The sequence below is a fragment of the Runella rosea genome (genome assembly GCF_003325355.1).
Lineage (GTDB): Bacteria > Bacteroidota > Bacteroidia > Cytophagales > Spirosomataceae > Runella > Runella rosea.
The window spans coordinates 5,550,144-5,573,587 of sequence record NZ_CP030850.1 but is presented as its reverse complement, the minus strand read 5'-3'; the positions used below and the strand labels follow the sequence as shown (position 1 = coordinate 5,573,587).

The 23,444-nt window shown below is 45.4% G+C and carries 19 protein-coding genes; 5 read left to right on the top strand and 14 right to left on the bottom strand.

What is annotated here, in order from left to right:
- Positions 1-4: 4 nt before the first annotated feature.
- The 3 genes from DR864_RS23050 to DR864_RS23040 form a co-directional block, all read right to left on the bottom strand.
- A complete protein-coding gene (locus DR864_RS23050; protein ID WP_114069176.1) occupies positions 5-913 on the bottom strand; it encodes a helix-turn-helix domain-containing protein in 909 nt (302 codons plus the stop codon).
- A gap of 28 nt (positions 914-941) precedes the next feature.
- Positions 942-2,507, bottom strand: a complete 1,566-nt coding sequence (locus tag DR864_RS23045) for a GDSL-type esterase/lipase family protein (RefSeq protein ID WP_229599453.1) — start codon at positions 2,505-2,507, stop codon at positions 942-944.
- Between the two features lie 136 nt (positions 2,508-2,643).
- Complete coding sequence (locus tag DR864_RS23040) at positions 2,644-3,663, bottom strand: LacI family DNA-binding transcriptional regulator (protein WP_114069175.1); 1,020 nt, start codon at positions 3,661-3,663, stop codon at positions 2,644-2,646.
- A gap of 287 nt (positions 3,664-3,950) precedes the next feature.
- On the opposite strand from DR864_RS23040, the gene DR864_RS23035 reads away from it, so the two are divergent.
- Positions 3,951-5,990 (top strand): glycoside hydrolase family 3 protein, encoded by a 2,040-nt coding sequence (locus tag DR864_RS23035; protein WP_114069174.1) that lies wholly within the window; start codon positions 3,951-3,953, stop codon positions 5,988-5,990.
- A 103-nt stretch (positions 5,991-6,093) separates the two neighbouring features.
- Here DR864_RS23035 and DR864_RS23030 read toward each other — a convergent pair whose 3' ends face one another.
- On the bottom strand, positions 6,094-6,771 hold the full coding sequence (locus DR864_RS23030) for a potassium channel family protein (RefSeq protein WP_114070434.1): 678 nt from the start codon (positions 6,769-6,771) through the stop codon (positions 6,094-6,096).
- 209 nt (positions 6,772-6,980) lie between these two features.
- Between DR864_RS23030 and DR864_RS23025 the strand changes: the two genes are divergently transcribed.
- Together DR864_RS23025 and DR864_RS23020 are read left to right on the top strand one after the other, a co-directional pair.
- Positions 6,981-7,547 carry a Crp/Fnr family transcriptional regulator gene (locus tag DR864_RS23025; RefSeq protein WP_114069173.1) on the top strand — a complete coding sequence of 189 codons (567 nt, stop codon included), beginning with the start codon at positions 6,981-6,983 and terminating at the stop codon, positions 7,545-7,547.
- 86 nt (positions 7,548-7,633) lie between these two features.
- Positions 7,634-8,830, top strand: a complete 1,197-nt coding sequence (locus DR864_RS23020; protein ID WP_114069172.1) for an MFS transporter — start codon at positions 7,634-7,636, stop codon at positions 8,828-8,830.
- A 1-nt stretch (position 8,831) separates the two neighbouring features.
- Here DR864_RS23020 and DR864_RS23015 read toward each other — a convergent pair whose 3' ends face one another.
- The 10 genes from DR864_RS23015 to DR864_RS22970 form a co-directional block, all read right to left on the bottom strand.
- Complete coding sequence (locus DR864_RS23015; RefSeq protein ID WP_114069171.1) at positions 8,832-9,137, bottom strand: AtuA-related protein; 306 nt, start codon at positions 9,135-9,137, stop codon at positions 8,832-8,834.
- A gap of 2 nt (positions 9,138-9,139) precedes the next feature.
- Complete coding sequence (locus DR864_RS23010; RefSeq protein WP_114069170.1) at positions 9,140-10,498, bottom strand: acyclic terpene utilization AtuA family protein; 1,359 nt, start codon at positions 10,496-10,498, stop codon at positions 9,140-9,142.
- 50 nt (positions 10,499-10,548) lie between these two features.
- Positions 10,549-11,193 (bottom strand): transposase, encoded by a 645-nt coding sequence (locus tag DR864_RS23005; protein ID WP_114069169.1) that lies wholly within the window; start codon positions 11,191-11,193, stop codon positions 10,549-10,551.
- Between the two features lie 2 nt (positions 11,194-11,195).
- Entirely contained in the window at positions 11,196-12,491 is a 1,296-nt protein-coding gene (locus DR864_RS23000) for a CitMHS family transporter (RefSeq protein WP_114069168.1), read from the bottom strand.
- A 30-nt stretch (positions 12,492-12,521) separates the two neighbouring features.
- A complete protein-coding gene (locus DR864_RS22995; protein ID WP_114069167.1) occupies positions 12,522-14,153 on the bottom strand; it encodes a sulfatase family protein in 1,632 nt (543 codons plus the stop codon).
- A 12-nt stretch (positions 14,154-14,165) separates the two neighbouring features.
- Positions 14,166-15,194 (bottom strand): alpha/beta hydrolase, encoded by a 1,029-nt coding sequence (locus DR864_RS22990; protein WP_114069166.1) that lies wholly within the window; start codon positions 15,192-15,194, stop codon positions 14,166-14,168.
- 115 nt (positions 15,195-15,309) lie between these two features.
- Positions 15,310-16,308, bottom strand: a complete 999-nt coding sequence (locus DR864_RS22985) for a sugar phosphate isomerase/epimerase family protein (protein WP_114069165.1) — start codon at positions 16,306-16,308, stop codon at positions 15,310-15,312.
- Positions 16,309-16,384: 76 nt separating this feature from the next.
- On the bottom strand, positions 16,385-17,575 hold the full coding sequence (locus tag DR864_RS22980; RefSeq protein ID WP_114069164.1) for an esterase: 1,191 nt from the start codon (positions 17,573-17,575) through the stop codon (positions 16,385-16,387).
- 145 nt (positions 17,576-17,720) lie between these two features.
- Positions 17,721-19,328, bottom strand: coding sequence for a carboxylesterase/lipase family protein (locus tag DR864_RS22975; protein ID WP_114069163.1), 1,608 nt, complete (start codon positions 19,326-19,328; stop codon positions 17,721-17,723).
- Positions 19,329-19,368: 40 nt separating this feature from the next.
- A complete protein-coding gene (locus tag DR864_RS22970) occupies positions 19,369-21,003 on the bottom strand; it encodes a carboxylesterase/lipase family protein (protein ID WP_114069162.1) in 1,635 nt (544 codons plus the stop codon).
- Positions 21,004-21,131: 128 nt separating this feature from the next.
- Between DR864_RS22970 and DR864_RS22965 the strand changes: the two genes are divergently transcribed.
- Both DR864_RS22965 and DR864_RS22960 read left to right on the top strand, forming a co-directional pair.
- On the top strand, positions 21,132-21,824 hold the full coding sequence (locus DR864_RS22965; RefSeq protein WP_114070433.1) for an NUDIX hydrolase: 693 nt from the start codon (positions 21,132-21,134) through the stop codon (positions 21,822-21,824).
- Positions 21,825-21,954: 130 nt separating this feature from the next.
- Positions 21,955-23,325, top strand: coding sequence for a TrpB-like pyridoxal phosphate-dependent enzyme (locus tag DR864_RS22960; RefSeq protein WP_114069161.1), 1,371 nt, complete (start codon positions 21,955-21,957; stop codon positions 23,323-23,325).
- Positions 23,326-23,444: the final 119 nt, after the last annotated feature.

Sequence of the window (23,444 nt, the reverse complement as noted above, 5' to 3'; positions counted from 1 at the left end):
CTTTTCAGTCTTTTTTTCGGTATTCTCCCGGGGTAAATCCCGTTTTTTGTTTGAAGAAACGGCCAAAATCACTCAATTCAGTTTTCCCGATTCTGAAAGCGACTTCGGCAATCGAAAGGCCCGTCTGTTTTAGCATTACCTTGGCTTCCAACAGGAGCATATCATCGAGCAAATCGTGGGCGGATTTGCCCGTCGTGGCCTTTACGCACTTGTTGAGGTGGTTGGGCGTCACCGAAAGAATATCGGCATAATCCCTGATTTTTTGTTTTTGATAACTGTACTGCGCCAGCGCACTTTTATATTTTTCCGTAATCTGCGAAGCGGCGTTGATTTTCACTTTTTGCTCGGTTTTCACAAACGGTTTGATTTCGGACATCAACGCGAGCAAATACCCTTGCACAATGCTAAAATCGGGCGAATCACTCTTTTTGTATTCTTTTTCGAGCCGGTACAGAATAAATAAAATCGTTTGCGTGGTTTCTTCGTCAATAGTCACCAACGGATTACCAATAAATTGAAGAAACGAATAGTCGGCAAACAGGTCTTTGGATTGAAAGTTTTTGGTCAAAACCTCACTATCAAAGTGGCAATAAAATCCTTTGGCATCTTGGCTCATAGATTTGTGCGCGGTAATCTGATAGGCGGGCAAAAAGAAAAACGTATTGGCTCCAAATTGATAACTATCCAATCCTTTGCTCCGAACGCTGGTTCCGCTCGTCAAAAACACAAAATCAAAGACCATTTTCCGGTGCGGCGGCAGCGGAAACTTCATCATGTCTTTGTACTCTTCGAGACGATTGATGTGAAAAAAATGGTGCGTCGACGTGAACAACGTTTGCCACGCCAGCTGGGCGTCGAAATGGATTTGTCCCATTTCAAACGGGTTCAGTATCGGAACAGTGCTGTTTTTCACGCATCAATTTTTTTAAATCTTGCCAATCCTATTTTTTCAACGCCTCTGCAATCGCCTTCTCGGCCAGCGGAGCCATAATTTGGTACCCTGCCAAGGTAGGATGAACGCCGTCGCCCGCTATTTCGGGGCTCATACCATTGCGACCGTCTTTCATTGCGGCATGATAATCCAAATACACCAACCCGTTCTTTTGGGCATACGCTTTTAAGCGTTCGTTCAGTTGAATAATTTTGTTAGGAACATCCGCAATTTCCTTCCGCCACGGAAACTCAAACGCGGGGTGCACCGACGCCAGCACGACTTTGATTTGGTTGGCCTTCGCAATTTCGACCATCGAAGCGATGTTTCCCAACGTAAATTCGGGGTTGTACGGACCTGTATTTTCGGCAATATCATTGATACCGATGTTGATAACCACCACTTTAGGTTTCAGTTCCACCACATCGGGTCGAAACCGCAACAACGCTTGCGGTGAAGTTTGCCCACTGATACCCCGACCAATGTAGTTGCCTTTGGCAAAAAACTCAGGTTGTTTGTTCACCCAGCCTTCGGTGATGGAATTCCCCAGAAATACCACCCGATTTTCATCGGCTTTAGGAGCCGGTAGCTTTTTATTGGCTTCGGCATAACGGCTCAAATAAGCCCAGTCGTTGCGTTGAAAACTCGCAATCTGCTCTTCCGAGTATTTCAAATCCAACGCAGAAGGACGCAGTTTTTTCAGGTAACCCTGCAATTTCATCCATTCGCCAAAGCGCTCATACCACGTATCAGTAGGGATTTTCTGTTTGTTCATGCCAAAACCATGTCCTCCTTTTTGGTAAATGTGTAATTCCGCGATTTTTTTGGCCGCAATCCAGGCATCGTACAAGGCCGTGGCATGCGGGGCAAAGCCTAGTTGGTCGTCAGACGCGGCACAAAACCACGCGGGCGGGGCATCAGCGGGCACTTTTATTTCCCCAAAAATATCCGTTTTGGGATAAATCGGCGCAATAAAATCTGGACGATTGGCGGCGGTGTAGCTCAATCCCACACCCAAGGTCAACGCCCCTCCCGCCGAGAAGCCCATAATGCCGATTTGATTGGGTAAAATGTCCAACTCTTTGGCGTGTGTTCTCACATATTCAATCGCTTTTTTGCCATCGGCTACGGCCATTTCTACCACGGGTGCGTTTTCTTCGTCGAGTTTCTTAAAATCCCGCATTTTGGGCATCAGTTCCGCCACGGGGTCATCGGTCAGGCTGCGCACCAGTCGATATTTAAGCACAAATGCCGCCACACCTTTGGAGTTCAACCACTTGGCGACCTCAATCCCTTCGCTGTCGATGGAAAGAATGTGAAAAGCCCCACCTGGAGCCACAATCACCGCCGTTCCCGTTGCGATTTCAGGTTTGGGCAAGTAAGCAGTCAACGTGGGTTGCGATACGTTATAGACAGTTCTGGTCTTAAAGGCATTGTTCACGCTCTCCTTTTCTCCCCAAGTCCAACTTTCTGAGCCGGGTGCTTTTCCTTCATACAATTGGATTACCTGTTGTGTATATCCCGTTGCTCCAGTCAGGGTCAGAAGGGCAATAAGCGCGTAGATAGCTGTCTTCATTGGTAATTTTAGGTATTTTTTTTGTACAAAACTGCGGATAAATAAGCAAAAATTGTAGGAAAAAGTAATCAATTATCGACAAATTCAATCCATTTTAGGACATTCTGCCTGATATAAATCGACTTTTGTTACAAGTTTATTGAATCTTCAAAGATGATTCTCTGACGACCAAACCCGTTCTCAAAACATTTGAAATAGAAACCCTATCATCTTTTGGATTTTTGATCAGATTAATCAGCAATTCAGCCGCCGATCGCCCCATCTCAAACGCAGGCTGCGCTACGGTACTCAAGGGAGGGTTGAGCAGGCTAGTGATGGGCAAATCCGAAAACCCAATCAGCGCTATGTCGTGCGGCATGGATAATCCTGCTTCTGTAATGGCTGCATGAGAACCGATAGCGATGTTGTCGCTAGAGGCAAAAATACCGTCTACTTTGACCGAGCCACCCAACAACCTACGCGTGATAATGAGGGCTTCCTGAGAATTGTATTCAGACGACATAATGATGTCCTCCATAATGGGTATTTTATAGTCAAGCAATGCCGACCGGTAGCCGTGTAGTCGACGGCGGCTGATGAGTAAATTGGGCGGGCCAGAGATATGCGCGATTGTTTTGCACCCCTGCTTTATCAAGTGTTCGGTGGCTTGATAGGCCCCTTCAAAATCATCTACCGATACTTTGTGGGTATCTATTTCGTCACAAATACGGTCAAAAAATACAATGGGGAAGCCTTGTTCGTGAAGAGCTTTAAAATGGGCATAATCTTGGGTACCCGTAGCCAACGAAACCAACATCCCATCTTTACGGCGATTGGCAATGTGCCTGACGTTCATCACCTCACGTTCGTAGTTGTCGTGGCTTTGGTAAATCACCACATGGTAGCCTTGCGCAAAAGCCACATCTTCAATGCCCGCAATGACCAAGGCAAAAAAAGGATTGGATATATCGGGTACAATAACCCCAATGTCGTTGCTGTGGCTACTCAACAGGCTCAACGCCACGGGGTCTGGCGTATAATCTAGACGTTTAGCCAGTTCCAATACTCGCTGTTTGGTCTCAGCCCCGATTTCAAAGCTGTCCCGCAACGCCCTAGAAACGGTAGAGGTAGAAACGTTGAGTTCCCGGGCAATATCTTTGATGGTCGTTTTTTTCATCTTAGGTACTATCTTAAAAAAGTCATATTACTCTCCAAATCATGCAAAAATAAGTACAACAAGATAGTTAGGTATTTTTACATTTTTTATTGAAATGTTCTGATTAGCGCAATCGTTTTCGGGAACGTTTGCGTTAAGATTTTCAAAAATAAACGTATCTTTTCTTGTAAATACATTCTAATAGACATAAAATCAACAAAAAAAGCGGGATAAATTCCCTAATCGTTCAAACTGTACCTTGGTTTAATTATACTTAACCAAACCTCAACTTCAAAAACGCATAACCTATGAAATCTACTAAATTGCTTTCCACGCTATGGCTTCATATAGGAGCACTGCTGTTTGCTTTCAACACGGTTTGGGCGCAGTTCAAAACGCAGCCGTCTCTCGGACACCGTTCAGCAAAGTTATTGACCGTTAACGGATTACAATTTAAAGATTTAAATAAAAACGGCAAACTCGACAAATACGAAGACTGGCGATTGTCCAATGAAGTCAGAATCAACGACTTGGTTTCTCAGATGACGATAGAGGAAAAAATCGGCTTTATGATCATCAGCACAACGCGTTTGAAAGGCGACCAAGCGTTTCAAGCCAATGCAACAAGGGGAGAAATTACGAGTGATTTCAATGAAGAAGATTTAGTACAACCGAATAATATGTTTACCCGCAAACCTTTGCCAACGCCAATGATGTCGGCGGCGGGTACTACCAAAGGGGTAATGAATTTCCACCTACGTCATTTTATTTTACGGGCCAATACCTCCGCCAAAATCATGGCTGATTGGGCCAATAATTTACAGGCGTTGTGCGAAACTTCCCGTTTGGGAATTCCTGCCATTGTCGCGTCAAACCCACGCAACCACGTGACGATTGACGCCTCTGTCGGTTTGAGCGTGGGCACCACGGTATTTTCTAAATGGCCCGGCGAATTGGGTATGGCGGCCATGCGAGATTTGAAACTGACCCGTGAGTTTGCCGAAATTGCCGCCCAAGAATGGTCGGCGGTGGGCTTACGCAAAGGCTATATGTACATGGCCGATTTGGCCACCGAACCCCGCTGGCAGCGCGCGGAGGGCACCTTTGGCGAAGACGCCGATTTATCGGCCAACATGATTCGCGAAATTGTGTTGGGTTTTCAAGGCACTAAACTGGGTAAAAACTCGGTCGCTATGACCACAAAACACTTCCCTGGCGGCGGCCCGCAGGTCGATGGACAAGACTCACACTTTGATTGGGGCAAATTTGCGCATTATCCGGGCGGAATGTTTGAGTACCACTTGAAGCCTTTCAAAGCGGCCATCGAAGCGGGCACTTCTTCCATCATGCCGTATTATTCGGCCCCAAAAGACAAGAACATGGAAGCCGTGGGATTCTCATACAACAAGGCCATTATCAACGACTTATTACGTAAAAAACTGGGTTTCAAAGGCATTATCAACTCCGATACTGGCCCCATTGACATGATGCCTTGGGGCGTAGAAAACCTCACGATTATTGAGCGCTACCAAAAAGCCATTGACGCGGGCGTTGATATTTTTTCGGGCGGTGCCGACCCTGCTATTTTGTTGGAAACGGTCAAAAAAGGCTTGGTCAAAGAAGAGCGAATCAACGAATCCATCAGCCGATTATTGAAAGAAAAATTTGAACTCGGCCTTTTTGAAAACCCGTACGTGGATACCGAAGCCGCCGCTAAAATAGTGGGCAATGCCGAGTTTCAGAAAAAAGGTGATTTGGCCTTACGCAAATCCATCGTGCTGCTCCGTAACGACTCTAAATTGCTGCCCCTCAAAGCCCAAACCACGGCGCGCCGCACGAAAGTTTATTTTGAAACCTATTACAACAACGGACGCACACCCAACCCAGTAACGGTCTATAAACCAACCTCTACCCACCCCACGATTGAGTTTGTGGCCACCAAAGAAGAAGCCGATGCAGTGCTGCTGTGGCTGATTCCGAGCGGCGGAAGTCTGTTTAGCTCTGCTGGCAAACCGATTGAATTGAGCCTTTCCAAAAACAAAATCGACGTGGCTCACGTCAATGAACTTATCAAAAGCAAACCCACCATTGTGGCCATTAATTATACCAGTCCGTGGGTGATTAATGAATTAGATATTGATAACACCAAGACCGTTTTGGCGACCTTCGGCACCACGCCAGATGCCCTGATTGACATCATAAGCGGAACATTTAAGCCCACGGGCAAGATGCCATTTTCGACCCCTATTTCTGAACAGGCCGTGGTCGAAAACAAGTCAGACGTACCTGGTCATCTCGAAAACAAAGGCTACGCACTCTTTAAATTTGGGGATGGATTGAGCTATTAGGGGTTCCGCATAAATTTGGGGAATGCGTCAGTCGGTCCAACAGCGCACTCCCCAAATTTACGCTCAAGCACTTAACCAAACTTGGAAAGTCTTTTTTGCCCCATCATTTTTCTTCTTCATTGTTGGTGGGATGAATGACAAACCACGATGCAACATAGGCCGTGAAAGTCCCAAAAAGGCCTACCCCACCCGTCATCAAAACCACCGCAATCAGCCGACCCTCGGTCGTGACTGGGTATTTATCGCCGTAGCCAACGGTTGTGATGGTAACATACGCCCACCAAAGCGCATCTTCAGCGGTTTTGATGTTGCTGTTAGGGTCTTTTTCAACCTGCAAAATACCGATGGCCGAAAAAATAATCAACAAAACCGCAAGGATGGCAACGGAAGTAAACGCGCCCTGCGCTTTGTTATGAAAAAGGTGGTGAAGCAACTGATGAATAGACCGAAAAGCGCGAATGAGGCGTAGCAATCTGATGAGCCGCAGGAGCCTTCCAGCCCGCAAAAAATCAACCATCGGAATGCTGGAAATGAGGTCAATCCAACCCCAACGCATAAACTGTCGTTTGTTTTCAGCCTGATAAAACCGAATGCAGAATTCAACAAAGAAAAAAACGCAAATGGCATTGTCGATGTAGTTCAACAGCAATGATGTTTCTTTGGGCAACACGTAAACGGTATCAATGGTCAGTGCGCCTAAAACATAAATGGAAAGCACAACCACCAGCAAATTTAAAAGCCCTAATCTGTTTTTAGGTCGTGGGGCATTTACTTCTTTCATCGTAAAATAATGATAAACGTTAGAATCTCTTTCATTAAAAAAATAAAACACCAACCCACTCCTTTATCTACTTTCTACCTCCGAAAACGTACTTATTTTTCTATTTTACGGTCCTATAAACACCTTCATAACCTATCATCATTTGTTTTGCTATTACCTTCATTTTTTCTTTGTTCCCACTTTTAGGCCCCTTCCATTATCTTTACAAAATGGAGACACTTTTTCGTTTTTTTGCTCAGTTTCAACCGTTACCGACCGAGGCACAAGCAGCTATTCGGGAGATATGTTCGGTGATTAATCTCAAAAAAAACGAGGAACTACAACCCATCGGTCATACTTGCCGCACCATTTACTTTGTAAAAAAGGGCATTGCGCGCATTTATTATTACAAAGATGGCATCGACATCACGGAGTCGTTCTCTTTTGAAAATAGCATTATTGCCCGCGTGGAGAGTCTCTTTACAACAAAACCGTCGCGCAAGGCCATTCAAATCGTAGAAGATGCCGAGCTTATTGCCATCAACGCAACCCAACTTTTCAGGCTCTACGATATTCACCCGTCCATTGAGCGTCTCTTTCGGAAAATCTTCGAAAAGGGCTACGTCGAAACCGTCAATCGCATGGAAAGTCTGCAATTTCATACCGCCGAAGAGCGCTATTCTGCCCTGCTGCACGAAGCCCCCGACCTCCTACGACGCGTACCGCTCAAATACATTGCGTCCTTTCTGGGCATCACACAAGTGAGCCTCAGCCGAATTCGCGCCACCCTCAAATAACCGCGTTGACGTTTCGATTATTTAACAAATGTAAAAGGAATCCGTTGTCAGGGGGCTGACCTTTGTGGGGAAATTAACATTCCCACATGGAAACCATTCAATTAGGACTCAAAGAAAACTGGCGGCAATTTGCCCTTCTGGTCATCATCAATGCCTTTGTGGGCGGCATGATTGGGCTTGAACGCTCGATTCTGCCACAACTCGCCGAACAAGAATTTGGCATCGCTTCCAAAACCGCGCTTTTATCATTCATCGTTACGTTTGGCATTACAAAAGCCATTGTTAACTATTTTACGGGTAAACTCGCCAACTCGTTGGGACGAAAAAGGCTATTGGTGATTGGGTGGCTGTTTGCCTTACCCGTGCCGTTTATTCTGATTTATGCACCGAGTTGGTCGTGGATTGTGCTTGGCAATATCCTATTAGGTATAAATCAGGGGTTGAGTTGGAGTGCGGCGGTGATGATGAAAATTGACCTCGTCGGCGACAAAAATCGGGGGCTCGCGGTCGGCATCAACGAATTTGCGGGTTATCTTTCGGTAGGACTAGTGGCCTTCCTGACGGGCTATATCTCTGAACGTTATGGAGTTAGACCGTATCCTTTTTATTTGGGTATTGGATTTGCCACCATGGGTTTAGTGCTGACTTTATTGTTTGTCAAAGATACCCGTCAGCATGTTTCAAAAGAAAACCAAAAAAGTAGTATCCCAACGCTAAAAAGTCCGTTTTGGGATACTACTTTTCGACACAAATCATTGGGTGCCATCACCCAAGCGGGTTTAATCAACAACCTCAACGACGGCATGATTTGGGGAATACTGCCGTTGCTTCTGCTAACCAAGCACTTCACGCCCGCCCAAATCGGCATTTTGACCGCCGTTTACCCCTCGGTTTGGGGACTGAGTCAGTTGGTCACGGGCAAACTTTCAGACATCTACGCAAAAAAAATGCTCCTATTTTGGGGAATGCTCCTCCAAGCCGTCGGTATCGTGGCATTGATTTGGGCCAGTAACTTTCTCCAATTTACCCTGATTGGAATATTTTTAGGGATGGGAACGGCACTTGTTTATCCCACTTTTCTGAACGCTATTTCTGAGTACACCAATCCCCTCCAACGCGCCGAAAGTCTCGGTACTTTTCGATTTTGGCGAGATTTAGGCTATGCCATCGGGGCTTTGTTCACGGGTATCGTTGCCGATGCACTGGGGGTTGACGCGTCCATCCTTGGCGTCGGTGGTCTGACCGCCCTCTCGGCTTTTGTGATTTTATTTAGGATGAAATAAACTAAGGCTCAATCTGCATTTCTAACAACGCATAGCTCAATGCTTTTCCGTGTGTATCTATTGCTAATGAGGTCGTTACGCCTGTTAGTAAGGCATTTTGACAAACAAATAGTAACGACGAAATATTTGACATTTCGTACCGTACAATTTCACCTGAAACGATGTCTTTTAAATGCTCTTTAACCCTTTCTACCGTTACTTTTTCACACAGATGTTCATAGTCTTTCGGGTCGTACGGAATCAACGAAAGGGTGGAGATATTACCCTTATCTCCTGCACGGCTATGGGCAATTTGGTATAGTTTCATATTCAAAATAATACTATCTCTGGAATCACATTTTTTCTATCCACCAAAACCGATACAATTCCGACAAGTTCGGTAACGTATTTTCTGGCGCCGCCACCTCCTGCAGGGCCATTGGTGTAAAGGGCTTCTACTTCTTCGCCAATTAGGGCAGCTTTTTGGGCTGTGTCGGCGTTGGAGGCTAGGCGTAATCTCACTTCATAAGGCTCAATTTGGCGTTCAAAATCAGTTCGATGAATAGCCGAAACACCAACATAATCTGTTCGTAAATCGGGGAAATCGGCTTTGAGCCTTTTTTCGAGGGTATCGCCTGCTAATTGTGCCCTTGCGAGTGCATTATGACCTGCGTACGAAATTTCGCCTTCTCCTAGAAAACCAGCCTGATAACCCACACTTACCTTGAGTGTCGGGGGTTTCTCATGGCCTGTTCCACCCCACACTTTGACCTGGTTTTCGGCAATTTCTTCCAATTGTACCGTCGTAAAATTTGCCGAAACATCGGGGGTTAGATAAGCATAAGGATTGACGACTTCGTACAATAATTGTTCTTTGACCGTAGCCAGATTAACGACTCCCCCCGTATCTTCTACCTTGCCAATGATGGCCGAACCATCGGCAAAAACATCCGCAAAGGGGTGTCCCAAGGTGTCCATGTTTGTCACAGGTTTTGTGATTGGGTCGGCAAAATAGCCACCCGTTATTTGCCCCGCACATTCCAACAAATGCCCTACTACCGTACCTTGTCCCAACAAATTATAATCGTCGGTAGCCCATCCAAACTCGTGTATCATCGGTGCTAAAAACAACGATGGGTCAGCGACTCTTCCCGTGATTATGATTTGTGCCTCTGTCTTCAACGCTTCCAAAATCCCCTCAACACCCATGTACGCATTGGCGGAAATGAGCGGGGAGAATGGAGGGTTATGAGATGAGTGGTTTTTAATGAGGTTTATGGCAAAATCTTCATTATTGAACGTAAAAATCTCATCACTCATCTCTTTTAACTTTTCACTCAACTCGTCGCCGATGACGGCCGCTACTTTTACGCGAACACCTTGTTTTTGGGCAATTTCTAGTATTTTCTTTGCACCTTCAATGGGGTTTGCTGCGCCCATATTGGTAATGAGACAAACATTATTTTTGACCAAAATGGGCAACAGATGCTCGATACGCCGTTCCAACAGGGGGTCGTAGCCTTTGGTAGCGTCGGCACGTTTTCGTTTTTGGGCAAGGGCAATGGTACGTTCGGCCAAACATTCTAACACCAAATAATCTAAATTTCCTTGTTCGGCTAGAATTACGGCGGGTTCGAGTCTATCGCCCGAGAAACCTGCCCCGCAGCCTATCCTGATTGTTTGTTTCATGGTTATTTATTACCCATTGTATTGTAGTAGAGACAAGGCATGCCTTGCCTCTACAATGTATGAAATTTATCGTTGTCCCAATTTTTGGGGTTGTTTTCGATATAATCGTTAATGCGTTGGTATTCGGCATCGTTTCGGATTATATGGTCATGAAACCTAGATTGCCAACCAAATTCTACCCCGTCATTATCGGTTAGTTGCAGCCGATTACAATGTTTTGTAACGGCCGATTTGTACGAACCAATGATGGATGACACGGTATTCTGTCCCTGATTTTGAAACCGTTGTTGGGCAGGGGTTTGCGGTTGTATCGTCGATTGTAGAGACAAGGCATGCCTTGTCTCTACGTTATTACCAACGTTATTGTTATTACCAACATTTTCGTTATTACCAACGTTTTCGTTGGTAAACGATTCATTTTCAGGTTTATCCAAAATCAAAATCCCATGAATATGATTTGGCATAACCACAAATGCCCCTAATTCAATATTTTTTGCATGGTTTTTAATTTCGTGCCAAAAAACGTCGGCGAGGACACCGATGGATGATAATTGCATTTTACGATTGACTATTTTACCAAAAAAATGTTCGCGATTTTTTGTACAAATCGTTATAAAATAGGCGCCATTCCACCCATAATCCCACCAAGAGGCACGTGCAGATGCAATACGGTATTTATTCTGAAATTTTTCCATTTTTACAAATGAATTGAGCCCGTCAAAAGCGCGATCAACGTCATTACAATCGTTGTGCCCCACGCCCAGAAAAATGTGTGGCGTTGGTGTTCGCCTAAATCCACTTCTGCAAGACCTACTAGCAAGAAAGTGGATGCCGTGAGCGGACTGATGGGAAAGCCAACAGTCATTTGCCCAAGCAATGCAGCCCGTCCAATTTCCAGTGGGTCAAGGCCAAATTGGGTAGCGGTTTGGCTCAAAATGGGAACCACCCCAAAGTAATAGGCATCGGGAGTAAAAAGAATGCTGGCAGGCAGGCTCGTGAGTGCGGTCAGGGTAGGCAGCCAACTGGCGTGTTGGTGAGGAATGAGCGCTACCAATGAATTTGCCATGGCGTCAATCATTTTGGCACCCGTAAGAATCCCCGAAAAGATGCCTGCGGCAAAAATCATGCTCGAAACCAAAAATATATTGGTGCCGTGGCTTTTGACAACCTTCTGTTGATCAGCGAGTTTTGGGTAGTTAATCAGCAAAGCAAACATGCTAGCTATTACAAACAAAACAGGGGCGGGAAGCCATCCTTTGGTCAAGGCTACAATAAGCGCGATGGTAAGGATAGCGTTGATAATGAGCAGTTTGGGGCGGCGCAAATACTGCTGTTCTGTACTTAGATTGTCTTTGTGACTGTATTCAAACTCAATGATTCCGAGACGCTTTCTTTCTTTTTGCCCAAACCAATACGCTACAAAAAGTACCCAAACAATACCCGCTATAATGGCAGGAATGTTTGGATTGAAAATATGAACGGCGTCGCTTTTGAGCGTAGAAATGGCCCGGGCAGAAGTTCCAGACCAAGGCACCAAATGTAACGGCCCTACGCTTAACGCAACGATACTCGCCAAGATTTTTCGGTTGATTTTTAGTTGTTTGTAAATGGGTAAAAATGCCGACAACACAATCATAAAAGTCGCAGTACCGTCGCCGTCGAGGTGAACAATCATGGTGAGAATGGCTGTTCCCATAATCACTTTGAGTGGGTCGCCTTCGACCGACCTGACAATGGCCGCAATGACGGGATCAAACAGACCTGCATCGAGCATGGTGGCAAAGTATAGCACCGCAAACATCAGCAATACCCCCGTTGGTGCTACTTGCTTTATACCCGCCAAGGCAAAATCGCCGAGTTCTTTGGGATTAAAGCCCGCCATTAGCCCAAAAGCGACGGGCGTAATGACTAGGGCAGTCATCACTGACATTTTTTTTGACATGATGACTGCCAAAAAGACGAGAATCGTAGCAAAACCGAGGAGGGAAAGCATTGGTAATTAGAAGTTTTTAATTCAAGTACTTTAGCCCTTTTTTAGTTGTTTGTACTTTTCAATATACATCTTATCCAGTGTTTCGGAATCTTTGTATTTGACACGAAGTGCCGCCAATTTTTTGTGCATTTCTGCTTTTATGTTGGCATATTTGGGGTCGTTATAGACGTTTTTAAGCTCATTTTTGTCGTTGGCACGGTCATATAACTCCCATTCGTCGACGTCATAATAAAAGTGAACCAACTTGTATTTTTCGGTTACAATTCCGTAGTGCCGTTTCACCATGTGAATACCTGGATATTCGTAATAATGGTAGTAGGCCGCGTCCCTGAAATTTTTGCCTTGCCCTTTAAAAATAGGAATCAAACTTTCACCCTGCATATCGGCAGGAGGTTTTACACCCGCAGCTTCCAAAAAAGTTTGAGCAAAGTCCAGATTTTGCACCATTTGGCTATTTTTAGAAGCAGGCTTAATGACCCCAGGCCATTTTACCAACAAAGGTGTTTTAAAGGACTCGTCGAAGATAAAACGCTTATCAAACCAGCCGTGTTCGCCCAAATAAAAACCTTGGTCAGAGGTATAGACGACGATAGTATTTTCTTCTAGGCCATTCGCTTTCAGAAAGTCTAACACTTTGCCTACCCCTTCATCTACTGAAGCGATACAGCCCAAATAATCTTGCATATAGCGTTGGTACCGCCATTTCATTTTGTCGGTTTCGCTCATTTTGGGATAGTTTTTAATGAACTCTTCGTTCATTTTGTCGTAAGTTGCATCCCACACTTTTCGCTGCTCGGCATTCATTCGTCCAACTGTGTAGTTATAATTGCGTTTATCGTATGGATGCGACTCTTTGATGCCCAATTTATCCATGTTTTCGGGCTTGATTTTGGAATCACCCGCCCAGTTCATGTGCGTCAGAAGGTTCATTTCGGCTTGCTTAGAGGCACTTCCGCGACCGTCATAGTTGTCAAAAAGCGTGGTAGGCTCAGGAAATTTTTTGTTGATAAATTCCTTGAAATGGCGTTCGGCAGGAAGCCATTCGCGGTGAGGCGCTTTGTGCAAATAAGCCAAAAAGAACGGTTTTTCTTTGTCTCTTTCTTTTCCCAACCAGTTGAGTGTCATGTCCGTGATAATATCCGTGACATAGCCCATGATTTTCTTTCTACCCTCTTTTTTGGTGATAAAGTCAGGGTTGTAATAGTCGCCTTGGTCGGGCAAAATCTTAAACTCGTCAAATCCTTTGGGACTATTTCCAAAGTGTAATTTCCCAAACATTGCCGTCTCGTAGCCATTGGCCTGAAGTAGCTGAGGGAAGGTAATATTGGTAGTGTCAAACGGGAAGTTATTATCAATTTTCCCATTCAGGTGACTGTGTTTTCCCGTTAAAATCACGGCCCTCGATGGCGCACAGATAGAATTGGTGACGCAAGCGTTGCTAAAAAGCATCCCTTCCTTGGCAATTCGGTCAATATTTGGGGTTTGCGTAAGCCTTGTATCATACGCCGAAATCGCCTGATACGCATGGTCGTCTGACATGATGAATACGATATTGGGTCGGCGTGCCGCATTACCACGTTTTTTCTCATTAACTTGTCTGAACGAAAATATACCAATAGCAATGACCGCTAAGGCAGCGATAGAAAGAGTTAGCTTTTTCATAAATGACAATTATCAAAATTTCAAATAATCATTAAAAAACGGCAACAAATCATTCAAAACCCGCCCATCGGTAGTCCAGATTTTATTGCCATGGTCGCCAATGTATTCTTCTGCGTAGTGATTAATGCCAAGATTCTCTAACCGCTGACTCAGCATCCCGATTTGGATGGGAAAACGGGGTGAGTCATTGCGCCCCCAATCGAGTTTGATGGCGGTTAGTTTACGTAGATTATCAGCGTATTTGTTGACCATATAAACAGGCATATTGGCCTCCCATTTTTCCAAAACTGCCTGATTCACTATCATTTTATCACCTTCGTAGCTAAATGGGAAATCACAGTAAAACGGAGGTTTGTTGGGATTGGGCGACCACGCCCGAGCAACGGCTACCAACACTTTTGGATAATAGGTTTTCTTTAAATCTTCCTGCGTTTTTACGTTTTGTACTTCCTTGAATGAGGGGCTGTTGGGTCCAAATTCCTTGACCATTGCCAATAACCCTGGACTCAAGGCGTAAATGCTACTAAAAACCTCTGGATGAAGCATCCCTATTTTGAAGGCGCCATAGCCTCCCATCGAATGCCCCGCAATGCCACGGCTTTCGCGAGTCGCAAGGGTTCGGAAGTTTTTGTCCACGTATTCGACCAGCTCTTTTGATTCAAACTCATCCCAATTTCCTGTCAATGAAGAGTTTGAATAAAAACTTCCTTCATAAAGCGTAAAGTGGTCAGCTTGAACAAAAATAAACGGGCGAATTTTATTGCGTTTTATGCCTTCATCCAAAATGGCTTGCATTTGGGCGAAAATGTTATCTTTTCCCATGAAGCCGTGTAAGTAGTAAATGACAGGATAACGCTGCGAAGAACCGTCGTAATTGGGTGGAAGATAAATCGACACCTTACGGTTAGGGTCTTCGCCTCCTGTGTTTTGGAGTGCTTTTGAGTTGAGCACAAAGCTGACAACTTTGCCCGATTGGGCAAAAGCCCCCTGCACCCCGATGGAGGAGTTTAAGATTAGGAGTAAAAAAAGTATTTTTTTCATTGGGTTAGTTTATTAAAAACCCTCCCGAAAGTTTAAAACTTTCGGGAGGGTGAGTAGTAGTGGTAGATGCCCGTACGGGCGGCTCCGTCCTGTGGTCGGCATGACAAAAAATGCCTTAGCTCATCAAAATATTTTTGGCAAAAGCTACGCACTTTGCCACTTCTTTGACGGCGTCAGAACCTTCAGGAATTTGGTACTCAAGCTCTACCGAAACGGGAAATTTGTATTTACGGTCGCGAATCATCAACAAAATCTCACGAATAGGAGTATCGCCCGTTCCCCAAACCAAGTTGCCTGCTCCGTGCTCAGGTGTGGTGCGGTCTTTCAAATGCATGGTCGAAATACGGTCATGTTTGTTTTCGATAAACTTCATGAGCGCCTCTTTGGTGTTTTTACCACCTGCTGCAAGGTAGTGCCCGCAGTCAAAGTTAATCGAATTATAGGGAGACTGCGCCAATGCGTTATCCCACAGGGTATCAGTAGCTTGGGTGTGGTTGTGGTAACCTACATACACCTTGTTTTTAGCCCCCAAATCTCCTAGGCGTTGCGTCTGTTTTGGATCGGTGGGTAGTTCTAGTGTCACAGAGGTTGCTCCCAATACTTTGGCAACTTTCATACCGTATTCTACTTCGGCGTCGGTGTTGTTTACCCCAAAAGCGTTAGGTTTGAAAGCATAGATAGAGATACCTGCCTTGTCGAATTTCTTACGCACCTCTTTGAATTTATCCATCGAAACCGTACTGCGCCATTCGGCTACCTGCTTGTTGTACTCCGCCAACTGAGCGCGTTGTTCGTCGGTCAGTTGCGGGCGTCCACCTCCTGCGGGCGGGGGACCCATCCGAACAGGTGATTTTGGTTTTCCAGCGTATTCTTCCACCGAATCTCCCATCAATTCGATGGCACTCAGGTTGGAATCAATGCAAAATTGGATCAATTTATCTACGTCGTGGGGCATACTACGAAACGAATAAGTAATGGCCCCAATCTGAACTCCTTTGAATTTAGAGTTAGGTTTCTCGCCTAATGCCCATGCTTTATTGAAATTCATTAATCCACCCATTGCGGTGAGCGAAGCCATTGCCATAAAATCGCGGCGGGATATTTGTGTATTCATTGGTGATTGGGGTTTAATAATGAATGAAGGTTTTGTAAGTTTTTAATAAAAGAAAAACGTGCCTATCTTTTCCTGATTAATTAAATAATTTCGGAACAAATTGGCTTAAATATACCCTCCAGTTTCTCCAAATATGCCCACCTTCTGATTCCACATATTCGTATTTCATCCCCATACCATCTAATTTTTTACGGAAATCTACATTGGCTTGGTAAAGGAAATCGGTTTTACCGATTGCTATCCAATAGAGTTTGGTTCCGTTTTCTTTTTGTACTTTCAAGGTTTCGTCAATATTGCTATAAACCTTTGCGGTGGCATCTTCACGGGGCATAATGGCTGCGGAAAACAAACCAACGTAGTCGAACGTATTCGGATAAAACCTTGAAATGTGCATTGAATGAAAACCGCCCATGGATAAGCCTGCAATGGCTCTGCTTTCTTTTTTGGCATTCACGCGGTAGTTTTTCTCTACAAATTTTACAATATCCATAAAAGCACCTTCATAAGAACCCTCCATAGTACGAGGCGCCATAAATTGCGGTTTGTAGAAGCCTGTGTTTCCTTCGCCTGGGGCGGCATCTTGCGACGCATTCCCATTTGGCATTACCACAATCATTGGTTTCGCTTTGCCTTGAGCTATAAGATTATCCATGATTTGTGCAGTGCGTCCGAGGGCTATCCAAGCCTCTTCATCGCCACCTGCACCGTGCAATAAATAAAGCACTGGATAGGTAGCGTTGCTACTTTCATAACCTGGAGGGGTATAAATAGTAATTCGGCGGTCTATACCAAGGCCAGGGGAGTCGTACCAACGTCGGGTTACGCTACCATGTGGGATAGCATTAACTTTGTAATAGTCAGCCTGCGGCCCTCCCACAATAAAAATATTAGTAACGGTAGCTACATCACGATTTAAAAACGGGTTGTTTGGGTCGATACTACGAAGACCATCCACCGTAAACGAATACGAATACAATTCAGGGGCGAGGGCGTCGGAAGTAAAAGTCCAGACACCTTTGGCATCTTTTTGCATCAAAGCAGGTTTGGGCACATCCACCAAACCAAAACGTGATTTGACTTTCATGGTAGGCAGAAAATCACCTGTTAAAAAAACAGAGTCTGCTTTTGGAGCAAAAAAGCGAAACGTAACCGTTTTATCAGCATTGATTTCGGGCGACTTTAGGTCGGCGGCATTGAAAAGCGCTTCCTGAGCAAAAGCCAAATGACTCAATACTAGGCTAAAAAGTAAAACAAACGATTTTTTCATGTTTTGAAAGGAAAGTTTAATTGCGTAAAATCTGCCTTTTTTCGTTAATAAACAGTGTTGATTTAACGTTGAGTTTCACCGCCAGCGAGTTATACAACTCACTGACGATGAACGAAAAAATTGAACTTTGATAGGTAAATGAAGTTTATTGTGCAGCAACGACTTTCATCAACTCTTCGTCGTGGTGATAACGAATGTTGCATTTATTGTCGAAAAACATGGTTGTTCCCTTCTCTGCCGTATAAGGCTCCCATTTTGGAAGTCCTGCATGGTTTGGATTGCCCGTTTTAGCAAAATTAATCCAAGATTGGCTCATTTTATCGGCCAATACGTACGCCTCTTTCCCGCCGCCAGTCATTTCTTCGCAACGCGCAATGTTGTTGAATACAAATGGAATTTCCATGCAATGAACAGCTTTGTATTTCCCATCCATCACAGGCGACTGCCACGTGAACATGAACATATAGACAGGAGCCCCGCCTGCCAATGACGATTTTTGCTTGGCCTGCACGACCGCTCCTGGACGAAACATTACGTCAATATCCAAAATGGCAGAGGGTTTTGTATCTTCTGGGAAAGCTTTTTTTGCCGCCGCCACGTACGCATCGGCCTTGTCACCATACGTTTTCTTTACCAATTCCAGAACTTGTTCTGGAGTACTGTTGGCAGGTGCTGCACGAAAAGCGGCAAATTCGTTTTTAGTGGTTCCAATGAGCAAAGGAATGTTTTTTGAAAGTTCAAAGGCTTCATTGGAAAACAATTGATAAGGAAGAACCTCGCCATCTACGCTTGGCCCCCAACTCAAACCAAAGCCAATAACTGGTTTCCCTTCTGCTTTCATTTTGTCAGCGATGGTTTTGAGGGCTTTTTTGCCTGCGTCGCTCAGGACTTGGAAAGGTACTTTTTGAACATCGTCCACTTTGTCAGCAGCAATGTTAAGTTCTTTTAGCACTTCTGCGCCAATGGCTTGGGTCGTTTTTTTGTCGAGCATAGCCGCACGAAAAGACCCGCTTTGATTGATGGCTTTATGGAATAAACCTTTTGCCGATGGCATCGCCATTAGTGTGTTTACTTTGGCACCTCCGCCCGATTGACCAAAGATAGTTACGTTGTTTGGGTCACCGCCAAAGTTTGCAATGTTTGTTTTTACCCATTCCAAGGCGGCCTTCATGTCCAATACGCTCAAATTGGCCGATTGTTTGTATTTATCGCCATAAGCTGACAAGTCCAAATAGCCTAAAATATTCAAGCGGTGGTTGATAGAAACCACAACGACGTCTCCTTTTTTAGCCAAACTTTCGCCATCATAAGAAGGTAATTCTTGCGAAGAACCTGCCGTAAAACCTCCTCCGTGAATCCAGAACAAAACGGGACGTTTTTTGCCGTCGTTGATACCTGGCGACCAAACGTTGATGCGCATACAATCTTCGCTTGTAAAGCCCCAATTGTGGTTAAAAACAAACTCAGATTCGTCCATCACAGAGGTCGTTGGATCCATAAGAGGAGCCACGGGGCCGTAGGTCATTGAGCTGCGTACATTGCTCCAAGGCTTTGGCTTTTGGGGTGCTTCAAAACGCTTAGCCTCTGCATACGGTATACCTTTATACGTAAAGATTCCGTTGTGAATATAGCCCCTCACTTTGCCCGCATCGGTATTAGTGACGGCTACATTCTCGCCCGTTTGAAGTTGAGCCTGTATAGGTTGTGACACACAACTTACGGCCAGTAAAAGTGGAAAAATGAATCTTTTCATCGTTTAATAAGTAGTAAAACTGATAGGTTAAATTGATTCGTTATTTATTCCCGTAGGCTCTGTCTAAAAATAAATAACGCGCATCATTTGTCGCTTTTTCGGCTTTGGATTCCGTATCCAAAATCATCACGGGCGGCGTAGCATCTCCCGCTTTGGCAACGGGCCATTCGGGGAGTTTATCGCCGTTGGGATTGCCAGTCTTCACGAAATTGGCAAAGAAATTGAGCATCGTATCCGAGACTTTATAGTCATCGGCGGTCCAAGCATAATCTTTCACAAGGTGCAGATTACCCATGCAATATTCGATTTCGCAGGCGTGCGGAGCGCCTACGGCCTTGGGTGCTTTGGGTGCGGGGCCATCGGCTCTTACGGTTCCTCCCGCTAGGCCTGAAGTCAATGATTTATCCACCAACTCTGGGCGCAGCTTGCTGTATAAATAGCGATACACCGGCTGGGCACTGTTGTTACGGTGTAAATCAAACCATTTCCATGTACTATAAGAGATAAACCGGTCGGCGGCCAATGCCGTGGCAGAAAGTTCAATTTCTTTTTCCGAACCGTGCGGATATAGTTTCAGCACTTCTTCAAAATCATTCGGGTATTCCTTTTTCACCCGCGCTACGTAGTTTTCCTCTTTATACGGCTGGCCTTGCATGAAGGCCATGCCAGGGATTTCGGCGGAGTTCCAGCCCAACAACAACGGCACCTGCGCTTGTTCTTTGGCCGCAAAGATTTGAGGGATGGTTTTAGGAAGAAAATACCCATCAATGACGATGGGAAAGCCAAACATTTTTGATTCATCAAACAGCTCGTATACCTCTCTTGACGACAACGCTCGCAGTTGTTTGAGGCTTGCCACGCCAGATTTTTTTAAGAAATCCACGCCCATTTTTTCGGCATCGGCCAAGGGCACGGGAGCCATAGTGGGATTGATACCCGCACCGCTTTCGCCGATAGCTCCTGCGATGAGCCCTCGCGACAAGGGCGAAGACATTTGCATACTGACGGCAATTGAGCCTGCCGACTCACCCGCGATGGTGATTTTTTTAGGGTCACCTCCAAAAGCGGCAATGTTTTTCTGTACCCATTTCAAAGCAGCCGACTGGTCCAACATTCCATAATTGCCCGATGCTTTGTAAGGTGCCTCGGCCGACAGTTCGGGGTGCGCCAAAAATCCAAAAATATTGAGACGGTAATTGCACGTAATGACCACTATTCCTTTCTTGGCCATCGCCTCGCCATCGTAGCGTGGCTCGGAGCCATCGCCAGCGGCATTGCCCCCTCCGTAGTAGTACAACAACACTGGCAACCCTTTGGTGTTGCGTTTAGCAGGCGTCCAAACATTGAGATATAGACAATCTTCGCTCAGGCCGTTGGACCGGGAATTCATATCCCCAAATACAATTTTCTGCATGGGACGAGGGCTAAATTTTTTGGTTTCCTTTACGCCTTGCCAGTTATCGACGGGTTGGGGAGCTTTCCAGCGCAGATTACCGACGGGTGGCTTCGCAAACGGTACGCCAAAGTAAGTTTGAATGCCCGTTTTAGTATCGTAATTCCCTTCAATAATTCCATTTTCAACGGTTGCTTGTACCGCAAAGGAGTTGTTTCCTTGTGCCAGAACAGCACCGCTCAACAAGCAAAGCACTCCTAACAAATAGCCTTTTCTTTTCATTTTCTTGGGTTAATTTTATTCATTGTCTCAATTTGTGACAATAATAATTCACTTTTTGAAAATTCCCTATTTATTTTTGAAAAAATTGGTAGATTGCCACAAAAAATTGAACTAAATCATTGGGATTAGTGGACCAAAAAGACTTTTTAACGAATATTGCCTTCGACTCGGTGGTGTTTGGGTTTTCGGGAGGCGCGCTGAAAATCTTAATCATGGAGTACCATAATACTGGGTTCTTTGCGTTGCCTGGCGGTTTTGTACAACGTAACGAAAACCTAAACGACGCCGTCCGGAGAGGATTGAAAGAGCGTACGGGGCTGGACAATATCTATTTGGAGCAATTTTATACGTTCGGAGATACCGCTCGCTATAAACCCGAAATCATGCAAACGATTTTGGAATCTGGCAACTATTCTTTGGAGAAATATGAATGGTTGCTCGACCGATTCATTTCAGTGGCATATTATGCCTTGATTGATTACAAAGAGGTAGTCCCCCAACCCGATGCTCTATCGGATTCGTGTGAGTGGTACGACATTGATGCGCTACCTCCGCTTATATTCGACCACGCCGACATCGTAGCCAAAGCCCTGCAAACCCTGCGCGACAATTTGGACCGTAAATTGGTCGGCATGAATTTATTGCCCGCCCGATTTACCATGAACGACCTGCAAAAAGTGTACGAGGCCATTTTGGGAGAAAAAATTCGCCGGACTACATTTCAACGAAAAATGCTCAGTCTGGAGATTTTAAAACGCCACGAAAAGCAATATTTGGGCAAGGCCCATAAGGCACCGTATCTGTACAGTTTTGAGGATTAACAACCTCTATCGGCGGCAGTCATGAACCCTGTCAGGATTGTCAAACAAATACTGAGCATTTTCATTGTGCCTCATAAAAATACTTTTTATGTTTAGCGGCAAATTTTAAAAACCCTTAATTCCAATTATCATGGCCGAAAAACAGTACAAAATCCTGCTGTCGGAAGATGAAATTCCGAGACATTGGTACAACATTCAGGCAGATATGCCCAACAAACCGCTGCCGCCGCTTCATCCCGGCACGAAGCAGCCCGTAGGACCGGCCGACTTGGCGCCGTTGTTTCCGATGGAACTCATCAAGCAAGAAGTCTCGCAGGAACGCTACATTGAAATTCCTGAAGAAGTACGCGAAATCTATAAATTGTGGCGGCCTACACCGATGTTTCGGGCGCATCGACTCGAAAAAATGCTGGATACACCCGCCAAAATTTACTACAAATACGAAGGGGTAAGCCCATCGGGTAGCCACAAGACAAATACGGCAGTGGCGCAGGCGTACTACAACAAAATGGAGGGCGTCAAGCGCATCACCACCGAAACAGGTGCGGGACAGTGGGGCACGGCCCTGGCTATTGCGTGTCAGATGTTTGATATTGAATGTGAGGTGTTTCAGGTGCGCATCAGCTATAATCAAAAGCCATATCGCAAAGCGTTGATCGAATCGTTTGGAGCCAAAATTTACCCTTCACCCTCTGAATTGACCGAATCGGGGCGCAAAATATTGGCGCAATATCCTGATACACCCGGCAGTTTGGGCATTGCCATTTCCGAGGCCATCGAGTGTGCCGTGCAGGACGAAAACTGCAAATACGCCCTCGGCAGCGTGTTGAACCACGTATTGATGCACCAAACCATCATCGGACAGGAGTGTTTGGTACAAATGGAAAAAGCCGGCGATTTTCCCGACATCGTCATTGCACCTTTGGGCGGTGGCTCCAATTTTGCGGGGATTTCGTTTCCGTTCCTGCACCAAAACCTCACGCAGGGCAAAAAAGTACGCGCCATTGCGGTAGAGCCGGCGTCGTGCCCTAAATTGACCAAAGGCGAATTCCGCTATGACTTCGGCGACTCGGCCGGCTTTACGCCGTTATTGCCGATGTACACTTTAGGGCACAATTTCCGTCCTGCGGCTATCCACGCGGGAGGACTGCGCTACCACGGTGCGTCGGTGCTTTGTTCGCAACTCTTGAAAGACGGTTTGATCGAAGCCAATGCCATTCAGCAGTTGGAGTGCTTTGAGGCGGGCATAGCTTTTGCCAAAGCCGAAGGCATCATTCCCGCGCCGGAAGCCACGCACGGCATTGCGCAGGTATTCCGGGAAGCCCAACGCTGCAAGGAAGAAGGCAAATCCGAAACCATTCTGCTCAACCTTTGCGGACACGGTTTCTTAGATATGCAGGCCTACATGGATTATTTCGACGGAAAACTCTCCGACCACTTCCTGACCGATGAAGAACTGAAATCGGGCCTGAAAGAGTTAGCGGACTATCCAAGTATTTAAGTATGAGTTAATTGTTATCCGTTAATCGTTAGCTGTAAAATCAGGCAATGACACTAACGGAAACATTCGCTTAACTATCAATCATATAAACAAAAAAGAAGGCGTTAGCGCCTTCTTTT

What these genes read in the sequence shown, in the direction of transcription:
- DR864_RS23045 (WP_229599453.1), bottom strand. Translation starts at nt 2,507, where the DNA reads ATGAAGACAGCTATCTACGCGCTTATTGCCCTTCTGACCCTGACTGGA.
- DR864_RS23040 (WP_114069175.1), bottom strand. Translation starts at nt 3,663, where the DNA reads ATGAAAAAAACGACCATCAAAGATATTGCCCGGGAACTCAACGTTTCT.
- DR864_RS23035 (WP_114069174.1), top strand. Translation starts at nt 3,951, where the DNA reads ATGAAATCTACTAAATTGCTTTCCACGCTATGGCTTCATATAGGAGCA.
- DR864_RS23030 (WP_114070434.1), bottom strand. Translation starts at nt 6,771, where the DNA reads ATGAAAGAAGTAAATGCCCCACGACCTAAAAACAGATTAGGGCTTTTA.
- DR864_RS23025 (WP_114069173.1), top strand. Translation starts at nt 6,981, where the DNA reads ATGGAGACACTTTTTCGTTTTTTTGCTCAGTTTCAACCGTTACCGACC.
- DR864_RS23020 (WP_114069172.1), top strand. Translation starts at nt 7,634, where the DNA reads ATGGAAACCATTCAATTAGGACTCAAAGAAAACTGGCGGCAATTTGCC.
- DR864_RS23015 (WP_114069171.1), bottom strand. Translation starts at nt 9,137, where the DNA reads ATGAAACTATACCAAATTGCCCATAGCCGTGCAGGAGATAAGGGTAAT.
- DR864_RS23010 (WP_114069170.1), bottom strand. Translation starts at nt 10,498, where the DNA reads ATGAAACAAACAATCAGGATAGGCTGCGGGGCAGGTTTCTCGGGCGAT.
- DR864_RS23005 (WP_114069169.1), bottom strand. Translation starts at nt 11,193, where the DNA reads ATGGAAAAATTTCAGAATAAATACCGTATTGCATCTGCACGTGCCTCT.
- DR864_RS23000 (WP_114069168.1), bottom strand. Translation starts at nt 12,491, where the DNA reads ATGCTTTCCCTCCTCGGTTTTGCTACGATTCTCGTCTTTTTGGCAGTC.
- DR864_RS22995 (WP_114069167.1), bottom strand. Translation starts at nt 14,153, where the DNA reads ATGAAAAAGCTAACTCTTTCTATCGCTGCCTTAGCGGTCATTGCTATT.
- DR864_RS22990 (WP_114069166.1), bottom strand. Translation starts at nt 15,194, where the DNA reads ATGAAAAAAATACTTTTTTTACTCCTAATCTTAAACTCCTCCATCGGG.
- DR864_RS22985 (WP_114069165.1), bottom strand. Translation starts at nt 16,308, where the DNA reads ATGAATACACAAATATCCCGCCGCGATTTTATGGCAATGGCTTCGCTC.
- DR864_RS22980 (WP_114069164.1), bottom strand. Translation starts at nt 17,575, where the DNA reads ATGAAAAAATCGTTTGTTTTACTTTTTAGCCTAGTATTGAGTCATTTG.
- DR864_RS22975 (WP_114069163.1), bottom strand. Translation starts at nt 19,328, where the DNA reads ATGAAAAGATTCATTTTTCCACTTTTACTGGCCGTAAGTTGTGTGTCA.
- DR864_RS22970 (WP_114069162.1), bottom strand. Translation starts at nt 21,003, where the DNA reads ATGAAAAGAAAAGGCTATTTGTTAGGAGTGCTTTGCTTGTTGAGCGGT.
- DR864_RS22960 (WP_114069161.1), top strand. Translation starts at nt 21,955, where the DNA reads ATGGCCGAAAAACAGTACAAAATCCTGCTGTCGGAAGATGAAATTCCG.